This window comes from Leucobacter sp. CX87 (assembly GCF_018682295.1).
Lineage (GTDB): Bacteria > Actinomycetota > Actinomycetes > Actinomycetales > Microbacteriaceae > Cx-87.
This window is the reverse complement of sequence record NZ_JAFIRI010000005.1, coordinates 125,392-142,488: the sequence shown is the minus strand read 5'-3', so window position 1 is coordinate 142,488 and position 17,097 is coordinate 125,392. Positions and strand designations below refer to the sequence as shown.

General features: G+C 59.3%; 16 protein-coding genes. 7 read left to right on the top strand and 9 right to left on the bottom strand.

Going from position 1 to position 17,097, the window contains the following annotated elements; genetic code table 11:
- Positions 1-151: 151 nt before the first annotated feature.
- From KOE53_RS07820 to KOE53_RS07805, 4 genes are all read left to right on the top strand, one after another.
- Entirely contained in the window at positions 152-856 is a 705-nt protein-coding gene (locus tag KOE53_RS07820; RefSeq protein WP_188058048.1) for a glycosyltransferase family 2 protein, read from the top strand.
- A gap of 8 nt (positions 857-864) precedes the next feature.
- The gene (locus tag KOE53_RS07815; RefSeq protein ID WP_188058047.1) at positions 865-1,224 is read left to right on the top strand and encodes a DUF2304 domain-containing protein; all 360 of its coding nucleotides are present in this window, start codon (positions 865-867) and stop codon (positions 1,222-1,224) included.
- Positions 1,225-1,306: 82 nt separating this feature from the next.
- Positions 1,307-2,305, top strand: coding sequence for a Gfo/Idh/MocA family protein (locus tag KOE53_RS07810; RefSeq protein ID WP_188058046.1), 999 nt, complete (start codon positions 1,307-1,309; stop codon positions 2,303-2,305).
- Positions 2,298-3,026 carry an acyl-ACP--UDP-N- acetylglucosamine O-acyltransferase gene (locus KOE53_RS07805; RefSeq protein ID WP_188058045.1) on the top strand — a complete coding sequence of 243 codons (729 nt, stop codon included), beginning with the start codon at positions 2,298-2,300 and terminating at the stop codon, positions 3,024-3,026. The genes KOE53_RS07810 and KOE53_RS07805 overlap by 8 nt, the downstream gene beginning before the upstream one ends.
- A gap of 49 nt (positions 3,027-3,075) precedes the next feature.
- On the opposite strand, the gene KOE53_RS07800 is transcribed toward KOE53_RS07805, so the two are convergent.
- The 6 genes from KOE53_RS07800 to rfbA form a co-directional block, all read right to left on the bottom strand.
- Positions 3,076-4,263 (bottom strand): ABC transporter ATP-binding protein, encoded by a 1,188-nt coding sequence (locus KOE53_RS07800; RefSeq protein ID WP_188058044.1) that lies wholly within the window; start codon positions 4,261-4,263, stop codon positions 3,076-3,078.
- Positions 4,264-4,267: 4 nt separating this feature from the next.
- Complete coding sequence (locus tag KOE53_RS07795) at positions 4,268-5,167, bottom strand: ABC transporter permease (protein WP_188058043.1); 900 nt, start codon at positions 5,165-5,167, stop codon at positions 4,268-4,270.
- Positions 5,160-6,203 carry a glycosyltransferase family A protein gene (locus tag KOE53_RS07790; RefSeq protein WP_188058042.1) on the bottom strand — a complete coding sequence of 348 codons (1,044 nt, stop codon included), beginning with the start codon at positions 6,201-6,203 and terminating at the stop codon, positions 5,160-5,162. Before KOE53_RS07790 ends, KOE53_RS07795 begins: the two co-directional genes overlap by 8 nt.
- Positions 6,194-7,126, bottom strand: a complete 933-nt coding sequence (locus KOE53_RS07785) for an NAD-dependent epimerase/dehydratase family protein (RefSeq protein WP_188058041.1) — start codon at positions 7,124-7,126, stop codon at positions 6,194-6,196. Before KOE53_RS07785 ends, KOE53_RS07790 begins: the two co-directional genes overlap by 10 nt.
- Positions 7,119-8,339, bottom strand: coding sequence for a rhamnosyltransferase WsaF family glycosyltransferase (locus tag KOE53_RS07780; protein ID WP_188058040.1), 1,221 nt, complete (start codon positions 8,337-8,339; stop codon positions 7,119-7,121). Before KOE53_RS07780 ends, KOE53_RS07785 begins: the two co-directional genes overlap by 8 nt.
- A 91-nt stretch (positions 8,340-8,430) precedes the next feature.
- Positions 8,431-9,288 (bottom strand): glucose-1-phosphate thymidylyltransferase RfbA, encoded by an 858-nt coding sequence (gene rfbA / locus KOE53_RS07775; protein ID WP_188058039.1) that lies wholly within the window; start codon positions 9,286-9,288, stop codon positions 8,431-8,433.
- A 94-nt stretch (positions 9,289-9,382) separates the two neighbouring features.
- Here rfbA and KOE53_RS07770 point away from each other — a divergent pair, with 94 nt between their 5' ends.
- The 3 genes from KOE53_RS07770 (at position 9,383) to KOE53_RS07760 (ending at position 12,772) form a co-directional block, all read left to right on the top strand.
- Positions 9,383-10,276 (top strand): glycosyltransferase, encoded by an 894-nt coding sequence (locus KOE53_RS07770; RefSeq protein WP_188058038.1) that lies wholly within the window; start codon positions 9,383-9,385, stop codon positions 10,274-10,276.
- A 97-nt stretch (positions 10,277-10,373) separates the two neighbouring features.
- Positions 10,374-11,375: a dTDP-glucose 4,6-dehydratase gene (rfbB, locus tag KOE53_RS07765; protein WP_188058037.1), complete on the top strand. Its 1,002-nt coding sequence runs from the start codon at positions 10,374-10,376 to the stop codon at positions 11,373-11,375.
- A 2-nt stretch (positions 11,376-11,377) separates the two neighbouring features.
- On the top strand, positions 11,378-12,772 hold the full coding sequence (locus tag KOE53_RS07760) for a sugar nucleotide-binding protein (RefSeq protein WP_188058036.1): 1,395 nt from the start codon (positions 11,378-11,380) through the stop codon (positions 12,770-12,772).
- 67 nt (positions 12,773-12,839) lie between these two features.
- Here the strand turns inward: KOE53_RS07760 and KOE53_RS13555 are convergent, their stop codons facing one another.
- The 3 genes from KOE53_RS13555 to galE form a co-directional block, all read right to left on the bottom strand.
- Complete coding sequence (locus tag KOE53_RS13555) at positions 12,840-14,459, bottom strand: sulfatase-like hydrolase/transferase (RefSeq protein WP_188058035.1); 1,620 nt, start codon at positions 14,457-14,459, stop codon at positions 12,840-12,842.
- Between the two features lie 113 nt (positions 14,460-14,572).
- Positions 14,573-15,964, bottom strand: a complete 1,392-nt coding sequence (locus KOE53_RS07750; RefSeq protein ID WP_353055609.1) for an LCP family protein — start codon at positions 15,962-15,964, stop codon at positions 14,573-14,575.
- Positions 15,961-16,974, bottom strand: a complete 1,014-nt coding sequence (gene galE, locus KOE53_RS07745; protein ID WP_188058033.1) for a UDP-glucose 4-epimerase GalE — start codon at positions 16,972-16,974, stop codon at positions 15,961-15,963. The genes KOE53_RS07750 and galE overlap by 4 nt, the downstream gene beginning before the upstream one ends.
- Positions 16,975-17,097 lie beyond the last annotated feature (123 nt).

Below are 17,097 nucleotides of genomic sequence, written 5' to 3'. Positions count from 1 at the left end.
GATTCCTTCCCGCTAACACCGCTCCCCCAATGAATTCAGTTGGGCGTCGAGGTCACATTCAATTAGAATAGTGGCGAGCACGGTGTGCCGACGTAAAATGTTGAGCCGCGCTATGCCGTAAGCACACAGTCCAGTCTGCAAGAATGGGCCCATGGACTTTGCAGCAGCACAAGATTCGCCTCTCGAGTCCCGAAATGGTGACACGTGGGTGGTAATCCCGCTGTACAACGAAGCTACCGTAATTCACAATGTCGTCGCTGAATTGCGTCGTTCATTTGCAAACGTTGTCTGTATCGATGATGGTTCGGGCGACGGCAGTGGCGCCGCCGCCGCCGCCGCCGGGGCTCGAGTGGTGACACACCCCATCAACCTGGGGCAAGGGGCCGCCCTGCAGACAGGTTTTGAGTTTGCACTGTCCCACGAGGCAGAATTTGTCGTCACCTTCGACGCTGACGGCCAGCATCGCGTGACTGACGCGGTAGCGATGTTGCATCGCGCTCGAGCCGAGGACGTTGCCATTGTCTTCGGGTCACGCTTCTTAGATGACCGGACCAAGCCGGGAGTGCTCAAGCGATTGGTCTTGAAGACCGCAGTCACCGTCACTAATTGGACAACGCACACGAACTTGACGGACGCCCACAACGGGCTACGGGTGCTCCGCCGCGATGCTGTCGGCCGTATTCACCTCAAGCAAGACCGTATGGCACACGGCACTGAGATTGTGGTCCAACTCGGCCGCACGAAACTTCCCTACGTCGAACACCCCGTCGAGGTGATCTATACGGACTACTCCAAAGCGAAGGGCCAGTCCTTGCTCAACTCAGTCAACATTCTCATCGACCTCATTATCCGGTAGAGGCAGCAATGACAATCTTTCAGTTCCTGCTCATTGTGGCGGTCTGTGCGAGCGCATTCTTGGCCACGCGCTTCATGCCCGGCGACCGCTCGCTCGCGATCAAGCGGCTCCTGACATTGCTGTTTGTGGCGGCGGCAATTCTTGCGATCATCTTCCCGAACACCCTCACCGCAATCGCGCACTTCTTGGGTATCGGCAGGGGAACCGACCTGTTGCTGTACTTGTTCATGATTGCCGCGCTGCTGTACGCGGTTTCGACGGTTCGGGCCCAAGCGCGACGAGACGCGCGGACGACTGAGCTAGCACGGGCGGTCGCTCTCATGGAAGCTCGACTGATCGAACAACGCGCCGAGCCCCCGCGGGACTAGGCAACACACTCACTTGAAGATTCCGCTTCCTCAGTCGGGGGTCCAGCGGTTCGGCTCACATCAACTCTGGAGGACTTGAAACATGAGCATTCGGCTGGGCATCATTGGTCTCGGCATGATGGGGCGCCATCATGCACGTGTCGCTCGCGATATTGAGGGCGTGGAGCTTGTCGCCGTCGCAGATGCGATGGGTGACCCCCACGGCGTCGCCGGCAATCTGCCCCTGCTCCACTCTGTGCACGAACTGATTGAGTTTGGGATTGACGCTGCCGTGGCAGTTGTCCCCACTCAGTTCCACGAGGAAGTCGGCCTCGCTTTGGCGAAGGCGGGGGTTCACACACTCATCGAGAAGCCCATTGCGCATTCCATTGCCGCTGGCGAGCGACTCGCAGCGGCCTTCGACCAGAACGGTCTCGTAGGCACGGTTGGCCACGTTGAACGATTCAATCCTGCGCTTGTGGAGCTTCGCAAGAGACTTCGAAAGGGGGAACTCGGCGAGGTCTATCAGATCCACACTCGCCGACAAGGACCCTTCCCAGCGCGAATCGCCGACGTAGGCGTCGTGAAGGATCTCGGTAGCCACGACATCGACCTCACGTCCTGGTTAGCTGGCTCAAGCTATTCACAGGTAGCCGCGCACGCTGCATTTCGCAGTGGGCGTGAGCACGAGGACATGGTCACCATCTCTGGGAAGCTGGCGAACGGCACCATCACCAACCATTTGGTGAACTGGTTGACTCCGTTCAAGGAACGACTCACGATCGTCACCGGCGAGCGCGGGGCATTCATTGCAGACACCCTCACCGCCGACTTGACCTTCTACGAGAACGGACTCCTCACCAGCAGCTGGGACGCGGTCACCGCATTTCGCGGGGTGAGCGAAGGCACCGTCACTCGGTTCGCGTTGGACAAGCGCGAGCCCTTGCGAGCAGAGCATGAGGCGTTCCGGGATCTCATTCTTGGAGCCCCCAGTGAAGCCGTAACTCTGAGCGACGGCCTCGAGGTATTGCGCGTTTGCGAAGCGGCAATTGAATCCGCGCGAACCGGCAGGTCCGTCTCCCTGGAACGCAGTAGTGAATAGCTCACAGATCAGCCCACTCGCATTCATTGGGCCCGGTGTTGAAATCGGTGAGCGAGTCTCTATCGGGCCGCATGCTGTCCTACTTGGCCCCTGCTCCATTGGCGATGATGCGTTTATTGGCGCCGGAGCACAGATCGGCGCGCCTCCTGAGGTGACCGATCGCACCCAGAACGCGGCCTGGACAGGTGTACTCGCACATGCTGGAGTCGTCATCGGAAGCCATGCGGTTATCCGCGAGTCCGCTGTCATTCACCAAGGCACCCACCGCCCGACCACGGTTGGCGCAGGCGCATGGGTGCTCAACCGCGCGTATCTTGCTCACGACGTAGCAGTTGGTGATCGAAGCACTATTAGCGCGGGAGTGAGTATCGGCGGGCATTGCGTCATCGGCAGCCTTGTGAACATTGGCATGAACGCTTCCATTCACCAACGCACGTTTGTCGGGACAGGTTCCATGGTCGGGATGGGAACCCCGCTGGCGCGGGATTTGCCCCCGTTCGTCAAGGCGTTCGGCTCACCAGCTCGCATTCACGGGGTGAACACGATCGGCATGGAGCGTCAAGGGATCCATCCGGACGAAATTCAGGCGCTGCTCTCGGCGTACCGCTCGGGCGACCTCATGCTCGAAGAGGACGAGTCGGATTGGACGGGCCAGCTTGGAATTGCCGTATCCGAATGGCGCGCTCGGGATCTACGCCGGCCGGCGAGATCGTCACTCTAGGCGGAGCCGACCGGAGGGCCGTCGGAACCGCCCAGGCGAACAAGTTTCGCTAGTCCACCGTGACCGTCGTTGCGTACTGCATATCCCCCTGCCCCACCAGATCCGGCGGCATGTTGATATCCCAGTCATTGACGTACTCGTGAAACACCTCACCGCTTAGCGACGCAACTGCCGCGTCTAGCTTCAAGCGGCTTGCCCCGAAGTTCACCCCAGGAATCGTGAACTCAATGCGATGACGCCCCGGTTCCTGTGGCAAGGGCTTGGGAAGCACGTTGGTGTCAGCGCGATAGGCAGAGTGTCCCAGCGGAGTGCTGAAGTTAATCCCGCACATCCAGGGACCTGAGCGGTGCACTTCCACCTCAATCGATACCCGCAGAGTGTCGCCAACCTGCGTCAGGGCTGCCATGTGATCTCGGTCCAAATTGGTGACCGCGAGCGAAAGCACCTCAACCGTCGGTTGCATCGCTGGGGTCTTCCCGGCTTTCTCCGCTCGCAGCGCCTCGCGAAACTCGAAGGTGTCTCGAAGCACACGGATCGCCAGACCGACCTCGCCGTCGTGTACAACTTTTCCGGAGTCCAGAACTACTGCACGATTGCAGACGCTCGCAATCTGATCCGCTGAATGGCTGACCAGAACGATGGTTCGCCCTTCAGCTTGAAACTCGCTAATTCTCGACAAGCACTTCCGCTGGAATGGCTCGTCTCCTACGGCAAGAACTTCATCAACCAGAAGCACATCCGGGTCCACGTGTACCGCGACCGCAAACGCAAGCCTCACGTACATACCGGAGCTGTAGAACTTCACTTGAGTGTCGATGAAGGCCTCGAGCTCTGAGAAGGCGATAATCGAGTCGAGGTACCTGTGGGTCTCGGCACGAGTGAGCCCGAGAATCGCCGCGTTGAGAAAGATGTTCTCGCGTCCGGTCAGATCCTGGTTGAAACCCGCCCCGAGCTCAAGCAGCGCGGCTAGCCGCCCGCGACGAAGCACCCGCCCGCTCGTTGGCTCGAGAATTCCGCCAATGACCTTCAGTAGCGTGCTCTTGCCAGAGCCATTGTGACCAATCAGCCCAACGGTGTCTCCTAGGCGCACCTCAGTGCTCACAGAATCAAGGGAGAGGAACTCTTCCTTCGCGGCCTGCGAATTGGTCCTGAGTAGCCGCTCCTTGAGGGAACGGTCATGCTGAATAAGAAAACGTTTCGTAACGTTTTCAACCTTGATTGCAGTAGTTGGTTCCAAAATTTCACAGCTCCTGGGCAAAACTGCCCTGCATCTTGAGGAAATAACGGTGGGAGAAGAACAACAGCACGCAGCTCACGACCAACGTGATGAGGAGGTGCAGCACAAAGTCGCCATCCCAGGTCTGTCCAGCTTCGTAACCTGCATTCCAAAGCGCCTTCTGGAGTGCGAGGACCACGAGCGTGACCGGGTTTGACATGTACAAGTTCATCGCAAGGCCGCTGCCCAGAGCGCTCTGCACAAAGCTGAACGAATACACGATCGGCGACGCCCAGAACAGTACCGACAGCAGGACTTCCACTAGGTGCTGCACGTCACGCAGCCGAACATTCACGGCCGCAAGGAAGAGACCGATCGCGAGCGCAAACACGACAAGCGTGAGGATTGCGAGTGGAATGAGCAGCAGATCCCAGCTCCAGCGCACACTCCCAAACACTGCAACTGCGAGCAGGAGAACGGCGAGCTGGAACAAGAAATTGAAGACCGAGGTGCCCACGGTACTGAGGGGGAACAACTCGCGCGGGAAATACACCTTCTTCACAATGCCCGCGTTGTCCACTACCGAGGTGGTCATGCTGTTGATCAGCTCCCCGAAGAGCGCCCACACGGTTAAGCCAATAAACACGAAAATCGCGAAGTCGGGGATGGACCGAGCGACGCCCAGAATTTGCCCGATGGCGAAGTAGTAGATCAACAACTGGACCAGCGGCCGGGCAAAGCTCCACAGGACGCCAAGCTTGCTGTTCTTGTATCGCGTTCGAATCGAACTCGCGATCAGTTCAAACAGCAGTCCCCGAGCATTCCAGACATCTCGCCAGGCACTCGCGACCCCCGTGAAGAAACCGGCGTGGTGCTCAAGCACCACGATCTCGCTACGCCCTTGGCGCCTTCCCGCTTCAGTCATTGGAATTGTCGCTCACGTTGTTTGCTCCCGCTTGCTTGCCGCGAATCGAATCTGTCTTTCTTTGGGCCTCGAGTGAGTGCGACGAATCGCCCCCCGCGTTCGAGAGATCGAGTGCAGCTCCGAGATTGTGATATTTCCATTTGCGTACATGAAATGCAGGGTTCATCACCAACCAGTAGAGCTTGCGCCGTAGCCCGAAGGAGCGATCCCGCAAGATCCTGAGCGAGTCCGCAAGGATGCCCCGAACGGTCAGCCGCAGCCGCGTCTTTGCGCTCACTGGTGACACCTCGCGCCCAATCTCCCGAAGCGCGACCGTTTCATCGAAGATGCGGGGGCCATACTCAGCAAGAGTGAGGTCGTTTGAATGCTCCACCGCGGCCCCAGGAGCATACGCCTTGAGGTACCCCGCCTTGAGGAGATCCAGCCCGAATAGCTGGTCCTCGGCATACCTGACGTCGCGATAGGGGATGGTATTCAGAAGAAACTCTCGGCGCGCTGCGGAGTTAACATCTGAGTAGAAAGCCTTCGCCGCCTGGAGTCCCTCGTCTGCGCGATCCGACTCATGAAGCTCATATAGGGTTGTCCCCAGGTCGCTGCCCAGGCCAGAAAAAACAGCGTTGATCTCGTATTTGAGGAGCGGGAAGCAGTTGCTTCGGGGCACTTGCTTTCCCATCACCGCGACGATTCTGGCCGAGTATGCGAACGGGGCAACCATTTCAGAAGCCCAGTGAGTGTGCATAGGCACAGCATCGTGGGTCAGATACGCGATCACCTCGCCTGTCGCGAGCCGGGCTGCCAGGTTCCTGGTCCGCCCGTGCCCAAACTCGCCATTGGGAATTCGCACGAGCCTCGCCTCGTCGAACTCGGCAACGATGTCCAGAGTAGCGTCGGTTGAGCCCGAGTCGATAATCAGCACGTCAATCGAGTGCGAGTAGCTCTGCCGCCGCAACGACTCTAGGATTTGGCGGAGGTAATCCTCACCGTTGTAGGTCAGAATCGCCACGGTAAGCGTCGGCTGCGATGAATCTAGCGACATTGCGAGCGCACCTCCTGCCAGGTCTTGTCGACTCCAGTCGCAAAGTCGGTCAGGTTTGGCGCCGAGAATTCTTCAATATACCGGTTGATATTGAGCGTGATTCGATCGACGAAAGTTGCGGGTTTGGGTGCTTCTACGACCTCGAAGTCGCTTCCTACCACTTCCCGAATCGTGGCCAGCACCGAGGCGACGCTGCGGCCTTCACCGCTGCCGAGGTTGTAGACGCTCGACGAGCTCCCCTGATGCACCACCGTCTGGATCATTTCGACCAGGTCCTCGACATAGACATAGTCACGAACCATTGATCCGTCACCCAGCTGAGTCACCGGTAAACCAAGTGCAATCTGACGCAAGACGATCGGGATCAAGCCTTGCTTCCGATTGACATGCTGGCGCGGCCCAAACGGATTCGAGATTCGAAACGTTGTGCTCTCGAGCGCATATTTTGTTCGAAAGTACCGAAGATAGTTCTCAATGGAGAGCTTTCCGATTGCGTACGGCGAGATGGGCAAGGTTGGATCGAATTCCGAGTATGAGTCGCGCCCGGACTCGCCATAGATTGCCCCCCCGGTCGACGCGAAGTACACGTGTTCGACTCCTGCTTCGACTGCAAGTCTCATGAGTTCGATGCTCTGCGTGACATTCGTCCGTACGTCGAACGACGGATCTCGCTCCGCGGTGGCCGGCGTCGAAGTCGAGAGGAAATGGAAGAGCAGCTGCTGCCCCTGGACCGCCTCACGCAAGTCATCGGTGTTCAGGAAGTCTCCGCGAAGTTGCCTCGCTTCTTCGCGGTAGAGACGGGTACCCGCGCTGAATCGGTCAAACGCAGTGACCTCATGCCCGGCCAATGCCAGGCTGTCGACGAGGTGCGAGCCAATGAAGCCGTTCGCGCCGATGACGACCGCCCGCTTCTTCTCAACCAACGCGCATCGCCTTCTCGAGAGCAGAGAGGAACTGTTGCCCAGAATCGTGCCACGTGTGCGTGGGCGCGCCCGCGGCCAGCGCCACCGGATCCTGTGCGCGCTCGAAAACCTCGAGAAGTCTGCGCGCCATCGCGTGAGGCGTCGGCGCGACGAACTCAATGCCCGGGTGGTCCGAAACAAGCCTGTTGTTCGCTCCATCGTTCACGACCGGCACCACACCCGCCGCAATAAGTTCCAAGGGCAGGAGCGACATGTTGGTGAGCGAGAGCACGAGGCCCGCCCGGCAGCGGTTGTAGAGGCCGTTGAGGTCACTCAACGCCATCGCGCCATGGCTCCGATGAGGGAATGGAATGTCAAAGCTCGAGAGGTCCCAGCCGGCAAAATTAATCGTCACGTCAGGACGCATACGCGAGAACTCTTGCAATACAAGCAAGCCAAACTCGAACGCGCGACGCTCCGTGACTGGGCGCGCGTAGAAGAAGAGTTCGTCACGCTCCGCGGTGTTCGTCACCGAGTAGTTGTCGGGCTCCGCAGCAAAATCGAAGTGGTCGCAATCCATTCCGAAATCTTCACCGAGTTTCCCGGGAAGCCATCCGCCCGCCGTAATGCCGTGGAAGCCGAAGCGGTAGGTGTTCTCTGCAAGCATCGTCTGGGTGCCAACAGGATAAAAACTCGGCTCGAAATCTTGGACGAAATAGAATCGCTTCGCGACATGGGTGTCATTGAACACGGGGTAGGCCGTTTCCCAACCAGTCGCAAAGATGGCGTCGACAGACTGGGCGACACCACGCGTTTCGTCGTACGGTTCGATCGGGGCGGAGATTTCCGGATAGGCATCAGACTTCTCCAGCATCCTCTTCGTTTCCTCGAGCGAGGGCACATCATTCGACGTCGAATAAAGATAGATTCTGCACCGATGTCCAGCCTGCTCCGCGAAGTGGATGAACCTGAAGATATTCTGGTGGCCCCCGCTCGCCCACCCCGGAGGAGACATTATCCAGGCAAGCTCAAACGGTCCTTCCTCCTTCTGGGAGGTGAATCTCTCAGTGGGCTCAGTCCAGTCTGCCGCAAGCACCTGATGCGGGCTGACCATCATCTTGCCGTCCGCTCCGATCGACAACAATCGGTTGCTTAGGAAGGTGAATACCCGTGCCAAGGTGCGTCGAGGGCCCTCTTCTCTCAAGAAGTACATTCCGCGCTTCAGCTTGTTCATTGGCACCTTCTGTAGCTCTAGCGAGCTAATCTACGATTCTTGAGGCTTGATTCGCATGGAACCGCCACTGATCTCGAACGAACTGACGATATTACCTGAGCTGGCTGAGGTACTTCCCGTACCCACTCTTCTCCAATGGAGCGGCGAGCGATGCCAACTGCTCGCCGCTGATCCACCCATTTCGCCACGCAATCTCCTCGATACAGCCGATCTTGAAGCCTTGACGGTCCTCGATCACTCGCACGTACTCCGATGCCTGCATCATCGACTCAAATGTTCCCGTGTCCAGCCACGCGGTACCCCGGTCGAGCGTCTGCACATTGAGTCGGCCCGAATTCAGGTACTCCTCGTTGATGCTCGAGATTTCGAGCTCTCCGCGGGCACTGGGAACGATTGACTTGGCAATGCGGACCACGTCATTGTCGTAGAAGTAGAGTCCGGGAACCGCGTAATTGCTCTTAGGCTCGGCGGGCTTCTCCTCGATGGAGATCGCACGCATCTGCTCATCAAACTCCACCACGCCATACGCCGTCGGGTTTGACACGTGATAGGCGAAGACCACAGCACCGTCGACCTCTGCATGGCTCTTCAGGCTGGTTCCAAGACCGGTACCGTGGAAGATGTTGTCCCCGAGCACCAATGCCACCCCATCAGCGCCGATGAAATCCTCGCCAATGATAAAGGCCTGGGCCAAGCCATCTGGCGAGGGCTGCACGGCATACTCAATTGCCATGCCAAGCTGAGACCCATCTCCAAGAAGAGCACGGAACTGTTCGTTGTACTCTGGGGTGGTAATGATGAGCACCTCCCGGATGCCAGCCATCATGAGCGTCGACAAGGGGTAATAGACCATGGGCTTGTCATAGATCGGCATGAGCTGCTTCGAAATGCCCTTGGTGATCGGCCAGAGCCGCGTACCGGAGCCGCCGGCCAGAATGATGCCCTTCATGAGCACGTCCTTTCAAAGTCTCAGCGTTCATCCTAACGAACGTGACCTGGACCAGCCCCGACGTCGCTGATTCCGGGAAAGTAGAATGAAGCCCATGCTCGCTTCCGGACAGGATCCCCTCCCGCATCTGCGCTCCGCCGTCATCACGGTGAGCTATGGTTCTGGCGAGGTACTGAGGGAATTTCTGAAGACGCTGCGCGCCTTTCAGGGCACTGAGCAAACCGTCGTCGTTGTCGACAACAAGCCAGACGAACAGAATGTTCGCGAAATCGCGTCCACTTTCGGGGCGATCTATGTTCCATTAGCGTCAAACCCTGGTTATGGGGCCGGAATGAACGCCGGAGTGCGTGCACTCGAAGAATCATTTGACTCATATTTCTTTTGCAATCCAGACGTTAGCTTCCTTGAGCCCACAGTGGGGCCATTGGCGCACAGGCTCGCATCGCTTCCCACTGCGGGAAGCATCGGTCCCAGGCTCCTCAATGACGACGGAAGCGTATACCCCTCGGCACGAAACATTCCCTCGCTCAGCACGGGCGTGGGGCATGCCCTGTTTAGCAAGATTTGGGTAGGCAACCCCTGGACCCGCCGCTACCAAGACGCCTCCAACTACTCGATGCTCAGGACTGCAGGATCACTCTCGGGCGCGGCCATCATGGTCAAGCGTGAAGTGTTTGAGCGCATCGGCGGCTGGGATGAGGCCTACTTCATGCATTTCGAAGACATTGACCTTGGCTATCGGATCGGCCTGGCTGGATTCACGAATCTCTTTGATCCAACAATCAGCGTCCACCATTCTGGAGCGCATTCGACGAAGAAACACGCTGTCGTTGTAGAACGGGCCATGACGGAGAGCGCGATCAGGTTCATGTCGAAGCGATACTCCGGTTTCTGGAGAGCTCCTGTCCGATTTGCCATCATTGCAGGGCTTCGCATACGAGGAAGACTTAAGCTCAGGGCGCTGGCTCGCGATCGAACTTCAGCCTAGGTTGGCCTGACTCAGCGGCTTCGCCGGCTTCGCCCATAGAATTGAAGGGACTTCCGCCCGGCTGGGGCATTCAACCACTTCTTCAGGAGGACCGACCGTGGCCCGCAAGATTCTCGTAACTGGGGGCGCCGGCTTCATCGGCTCCAACTTCGTGCACTATCTCGTCGAGAACACCGACGACATCGTGACCGTGCTCGACAAGTTCACCTACGCAGGCAACGAGGCTTCACTTGCTGGCCTGCCCTCCGATCGCGTGTTCGTTGTCCACGGCGACATCTGCGATGCAACGCTCGTTGACCAGTTGGTCGCAGACTCCGACGTAGTGGTGCACTACGCGGCCGAGTCTCACAACGACAACTCGCTGCACGACCCGAAGCCATTTCTTGACACGAACATCATCGGCACGTACACCTTGCTCGAGGCGGTGCGTCGTTACGACAAGCGTTACCACCACATCTCGACCGACGAGGTCTACGGGGATCTCGAGCTCGACGACCCGAACCGGTTCACAGAGTCGACTCCTTACAACCCATCGAGCCCGTACTCGTCGACTAAAGCGGGCTCCGACCTTCTGGTGCGAGCTTGGGTGCGCTCGTTCGGCATCAACGCGACTTTGTCGAACTGTTCGAACAACTATGGGCCTCGTCAACACGTCGAGAAGTTCATCCCCCGCCAAATCACCAACGTGCTGACCGGGGAGCGCCCCAAGCTGTACGGCGAGGGACTAAACGTCCGCGACTGGATCCACGCCGACGATCACTCGTCTGCAGTGCTCCGCATCGTCGAGGCCGGCCGCAAGGGCGAAACCTACCTCATTGGCGCCGACGGCGAGAAGAACAACAAGGATGTACTCGAGCTGATCCTCGAGAAGATGGGCCAGTCGCCCGACGCGTACGACCACGTCGTCGATCGCCCGGGCCATGACCTGCGTTATGCCATCGACTCGACCAAGCTGCGTACCGAGCTCGGCTGGACCCCGTCGTTCCCTGACTTCGAGCAGGGAATCGCGGCGACGATCGAATGGTACCGCGAGAATGAGGCGTGGTGGCAGCCGCAGAAAGCCGCAACCGAGGCGAAGTACCGCGAGCAGGGTCAGTAACTTTGGCTGCGAAGCAGCTCGCGCTGCGAGAGACAACGATCCCTGGACTCGTGCTCATCGACCTGCCTGTTCACGGAGACAACCGTGGATGGTTCAAGGAGAACTGGCAGCGCGAGAAGATGGTTGCGCTCGGCCTGCCCGACTTTGGCCCCGTCCAAAACAACATCTCATTCAACGACAAGGCCGGCGCCACACGTGGCATCCACGCCGAGCCGTGGGACAAGTTTGTCTCTGTCGCGACAGGGAAAATCTTCGGCGCCTGGGTTGACCTGCGCGAGGGCGAAAGCTTCGGCACGGTGTTTACCGCCGAGCTCGACCCCTCAACCGCGATCTTCGTGCCTCGCGGTGTCGGCAACTCGTACCAGACTCTCGAGGATGACACCGCCTATGTATACCTCGTTAATGCCCACTGGAGCGCGGAAGCACAGAGCGAGTACACCTTCCTCAACCTCGCCGACCCGACCTCAGCAATCACCTGGCCGATCCCCCTAGACGAGGCGGAGCGTTCTGCAAAGGACCTTGCGCACCCCGTGCTCGGCGATGTCGTCCCGATGCCGCCGAAGCGCACGCTCGTGCTTGGCGCGAACGGTCAGCTTGGCCGCGCGTTGCGCACGGTGCTAGCTGACGCAGATTTCGCCGATCGCGCGCGCGTCGATCTTGCCTCACCAGAGGCGCTTTCCGGCATCCGTTTCGCCGACTACGACACGATCGTGAATGCCGCCGCGTATACCAAAGTCGACGACGCTGAGACAGACGCTGGTCGCGTCGAAGCATGGGCCGCGAACGCAACTGGCGTCGCCCGTTTGGCGCAGGCAGCGACTGAGCATGGGATCACCCTCGTACACGTGTCGAGCGACTACGTGTTTGACGGCACGCATGAAATTTACACCGAGAACGACGCGTTCGCGCCGCTCGGCGTCTACGGCCAGACGAAAGCAGCAGGAGACGCTGTCGTTGCTACCGCCCCGCGCCACTACATTGTGCGAACCAGCTGGGTAATTGGCGACGGAAACAACTTTGTCCGGACTATGCATTCACTTGCTGAACGCGGGATCGACCCGAGCGTGGTCAATGATCAGATTGGACGACTGAGCTTTACGGAGGATATCGCAGCAGCCATCTGCCATTTGCTTGAGGAACGTCCTGCGTTTGGCACGTACAACGTAACTAACGACGGGCCTTCGATGTCCTGGGCCGAGATTGCTCGACTCGTCTATTCTGCTTCCGGCCATGACGCTGGGCGCGTGAGCGGCGTTAGCACGTCCGAGTACTTTGCCGGCAAGTCTGTGGCTCCCCGCCCGCTGAACAGCATGCTCGCCCTTGACAAGATCATTTCGACTGGATTTGCCCCTCGCGACGCGGCGGAGGCGTTGAAAAACTACCTGGCCATTCAGTAGGCACCCGCCCCAGAAGCGGCCCCTCTTTTATCGCGAGATCAGAGAGGGCCGCTTCACTGCCACTTGCCTACTCTGGGATTTCAGCATTCGTCCGAATTGAACGCCATAGGTCTCGATACAAATCTGCAGATCGTGACTCGACGACCTCCGCGTACTCACCATCGCCAAGGTCAAGCACGCTCATCCCCTCGGTCTTTGACACGAGCGCAGAGACTCCTATCCCACCCTTCTTGTCCTCGCGGCCAAGATCTAGCAAGTCGAGCATCGTGGGAAACATGCTCAGTTGGTCCGTTCGTTCTCGAGCGATCGAAATCTCATCCGGGGTCCAGAAACGGTTGAAAATCGTACGATCGTCATGTGCTGAAAGTTCGTCCCAGAAGTTTCCCCCCTCGGATATCATCTTCCGGTGGTCCCCGGTGAGCACAACGACAGTGTCTTCGAGGTAACCCATTTCGTCGAGGTAATTTACAAATCCAGCGACTTGTTCCATGGAACAACGAGAGGCGGAGACCATTGGGCTCTTCGTGTCAGCCGAGCAATAATCGAAGATGTTGCTCGGCTCATGCGAGTCAAGTGTCAGTAACGTGAGATTGAAGGGCACACCTGACTCATGCAGTTCGGTGACCTCGTGTTTTGCCTGCTCCATGAGCGCTCGGTCAGAAAGACCCCAGTCAGAGAACTCGGTCTCGCCAGATTCCTGCCAGTACGGAAGATCTTTCACAACGTCGTATCCGTGCGAACGCAGGAAGTTCTCTTTTGCCGCGAACTCTGCGTCGGCGCCGCCTAAGAATGTATTTGTGTAACCCGCATCGGAAAGGACGTCTCCCAGACAGGTAGCACCCGGTAAGTAGGACTCGGAATAGACACCGATGTCATTCGAATTGATGTCGCTCTTGCCAACGCCCGGCCCACGCAACGGCACGCCGCACTCTGTTCCAACAATGCCCGCCATAGTCCAGCCCCCGCCTGGGTACTGCTCTAACGCGGGGATGGTTTCCCATCCTTCAGTTGCCTCCTCTAGTGGGGCGAGCATGTTTGCTTCAAATAACTCATCATCAGCCAATGCGGTCTCCATCGACTCGAGGAAGATGAGCACGAGATTCTTCTTGTCGCCGACGTTGGCCTCAGACGAAACTGCCCTTGCATCGCCCAGTGTTGGAGCCGCGTAATAGCTTCCCATTGTGAGCGAGGTCTGCGATGACCGAATGTATTGCGGCAGACCAACAGCCTGCACAAAGACTGCTGCACCAAGGACAAATACGCCTACTGAAAGCGCGCAGGGTACCCACCGTACGAGGCGAATCGAATCTGCGATTCGTTCCAGTCCTTTCCGAACCTTAGATACATTGGCCAGTTCTGGCCGCTTGAACCGATGATTCGCGACCGCAATCGCGAGGGCAACCACGACTACGCCCAGTGGCAAAACGATTGCCTGCAAGAGAAATGTGACGACATACCCGCTCTCGGCGCCCGTTGTTTCAGCGCCTCCCGCTCCGGGCAAGTGCATCAGCATCTGGTCCACTGAAATAGGACCGAAGGTACGACGGATCCAGCTGGCAGCCCCCAGTAGGACTGCCCCAATCGACACCGCAAGTGTGAACACAGTCGTTCGAACTGCGGTTCTCCGCTTCACCAGACGCTTAATCGCCATTGCTTCGACCGAAGCCGAACCTACCTTCGTAGCCACGAGTTGTGGTTCACCTCCGCTAACCGGCCGTTCCCCTAAAGCTCAGCGCGAATAGCTTGCACAGGAAACCGACGCTACGTGATCCTCCTGTGCATGAGATTGGCTGAGATGCACTACTCCGCGGGCGGCGGCGAAGCCGCAGCGATCCCGTTCAGCACGAGCTGATGGATCTGCGCGTAGTCCGGGTACTCCGGGTCCACCTCCGGCGGTGTGAGCTGTACATTGACCGGAGTGTGGTTCTTGGCCTTCGAAGCCAGGTCAACAAACCGACCGAGCATCGACTCAGGGATATCCGTTTCGACGAGGTTCGTGCCCGCAGCTGCGAGCTCTTGGAAGCGCATCAGCACATTCGCGGGGTTCGCCTGTGCCAAGATCGCGGCTTGCAGCTCGCGTTGCCGGTCCATGCGGTCGTAGTCGCCGCGCGCCGAGCCATAGCGCGAGCGGGCGTACCACTCGGCAGTGAACCCGTCTAGCGTCTGCAGCCCGGGCTCGATCCAGCCGACGACCCCGTAGAGCTCGCCCGTGTTCTCATCGATCTGGCCGCCGATGGGCAGCTGCTCCTTGACGTCGATCTGCACGCCGCCCAGCGCATCGATGAGCTTCGCGAAACCTTCCATATCGATCAGTACATAGAACTGCACCTCAAGGCCCGTCGCACCAGACACCGCGTCCTTGGTCGCTTCAATGCCGGGCGATGAGCCGCGCGAGGTCGCGTCCGGGTACAGCTCGGGCGTGAAGAACTCAGCCTCCGCGTAAACCCCATTGAGGTAGCACAGACCGATGTTGCAACCCCAGTCGGCGCCAAACCCGCTCGGGTGCGCCGCGTACATCGGCGAGGTCTCGGGGAATGGCATGTTCTGCAGCTCGCGGGGCAGACCCACCACCACAGACTGTCCCGTCTCGGCATCGACGCTGATCAGCGAGATGCTGTCAGGGCGCAGGCCCTCGCGGTCGGCACCAGCGTCGGTGCCCAACAGCAAGATGTTGTATCGACCATCGACCGGCGCAACGGCGGGCGCTCCCCCGCCAAAAATGGAAGAGATCGCCGCGCGGCCCGCGCCGACGGCGGTCGAGGCCCACACGGCACCCACCGAGGGCACGACGGTCAGCAGGATCGAAAGAATGGCGATCGGCAGCCGCCACTTCTTCGCCACACGGGGGATGCGTGCAAGCTTCAATGTATTGAATCCGAGCACGAGCCAAAAGATCGCGTAGGCGATGAGCAGCCCCTGCAGCAGCAGGAGCACGATGGTGTTGGTCGCGATCGTGAGGGTGAAAGTGCGCGCGACGAAAAAGCCGACGCCGGCGAGCAGCAGTAGGCCAATAAGGGTGAAGGTGATGCCGAGCCCAAACCGCCCAAGCTTCTTACTCCCGGCAAGCACCTGCGCGCTGCCCGGTAGGAAGAACCCGAGCACGACGAGCCAGCGGGCCCGCTTCGTCATAAGCGGCGCCGAGCCTGCATCGGGGTGTCGAAGCGGGCGCTCGAGATCCAGCGTCGCGCTCACGCGTCGTACCCCATCGGGTTCGCTGACTGCCACGTCCATGCATCTCTGCAGGCATCGTCAAGTGTGCGGGTCGCGCGCCAGCCAAGCTCGGCATTCGCTAGCGCAGGATCCGCAATGACGACGGCCACGTCCCCCGGGCGTCGCGCAACCTGGTCGAACGGAATTTCACGGCCCGAGGCGCGTTCAAACGCGCGAACCGCCTGGAGCACGCTTGAACCGATGCCTGAGCCCAGGTTGTAGGTGCGCACCCCCGCCTCGGCGCGCTCGAGTGCGGCGACGTGTCCCTCTGCGAGATCCATCACGTGAATGTAGTCGCGCACGCCGGTGCCATCCGGAGTGTCGTAGTCGCTGCCAAACACCGCGAGGCGCTCGCGGCGACCCGAGGCAACCTGCGCCACGTAGGGCATAAGGTTATTGGGTGTTCCCTTTGGATCTTCACCGATCTGTCCTGAGGCGTGAGCGCCCACCGGGTTGAAATAGCGCAGCAGCGTCGCCGCCAGCTCTGGCCGGGCGATCTGAGCGTCACGAATTACCTGCTCGTTCATGAACTTCGACCAGCCATAGGGGTTGGTCAGTCCGACCCCAACCGCGTGGCTCTCCGAAATGGTCGGAGTCTGCGGGTCACCATAGACCGTCGCAGATGAGCTAAACACGAGCGTGTCAACTCCGCGCTCTTCCATGAGATCGAGCAGGGTGATGGTCGAGTCGAGGTTCACCCGGTAGTAGCGAGACGGCTGCGCGACCGACTCCCCCACCGCCTTCAATCCCGCAAAGTGCACTACCGCGTCGAAGCCAATATCTGCAAGCGCCGCACGCGTAGCGATCGGGTCAACGAGGTCCGCTCGAACTGACGTCACTTCTCGCCCCGCGAGCTCGGCGACACGACGGGTCGCCTCAGGCGAGCCGTTCGAATAGTCGTCGAGCACGACGACGTCATGCCCGCGCTCGAGCAGCACGAGCGCGGTGTGCGAGCCGATGTAGCCGGCGCCGCCAGTGAGGAGTACACGCATGAGGACAAGGCTAACCTTGCAACGGGCGCGACTTGCTGCGGAACCGCCGATTGCTGCCGACGCGCTGGGAACTTGGTCACAATTCGTGATGATCCCGCTCTGAGTCATCGGGCGCGCTTCGGC

Bases quoted from the DNA above. Each gene is read 5' to 3' on its own strand.
- KOE53_RS07820 (WP_188058048.1), top strand. From the start codon at position 152: ATGGACTTTGCAGCAGCACAAGATTCGCCTCTCGAGTCCCGAAATGGT.
- KOE53_RS07815 (WP_188058047.1), top strand. From the start codon at position 865: ATGACAATCTTTCAGTTCCTGCTCATTGTGGCGGTCTGTGCGAGCGCA.
- KOE53_RS07810 (WP_188058046.1), top strand. From the start codon at position 1,307: ATGAGCATTCGGCTGGGCATCATTGGTCTCGGCATGATGGGGCGCCAT.
- KOE53_RS07795 (WP_188058043.1), bottom strand. From the start codon at position 5,167: ATGACTGAAGCGGGAAGGCGCCAAGGGCGTAGCGAGATCGTGGTGCTT.
- KOE53_RS07790 (WP_188058042.1), bottom strand. From the start codon at position 6,203: ATGTCGCTAGATTCATCGCAGCCGACGCTTACCGTGGCGATTCTGACC.
- KOE53_RS07780 (WP_188058040.1), bottom strand. From the start codon at position 8,339: ATGAACAAGCTGAAGCGCGGAATGTACTTCTTGAGAGAAGAGGGCCCT.
- rfbA (WP_188058039.1), bottom strand. From the start codon at position 9,288: ATGAAGGGCATCATTCTGGCCGGCGGCTCCGGTACGCGGCTCTGGCCG.
- KOE53_RS07770 (WP_188058038.1), top strand. From the start codon at position 9,383: ATGCTCGCTTCCGGACAGGATCCCCTCCCGCATCTGCGCTCCGCCGTC.
- galE (WP_188058033.1), bottom strand. From the start codon at position 16,974: ATGCGTGTACTCCTCACTGGCGGCGCCGGCTACATCGGCTCGCACACC.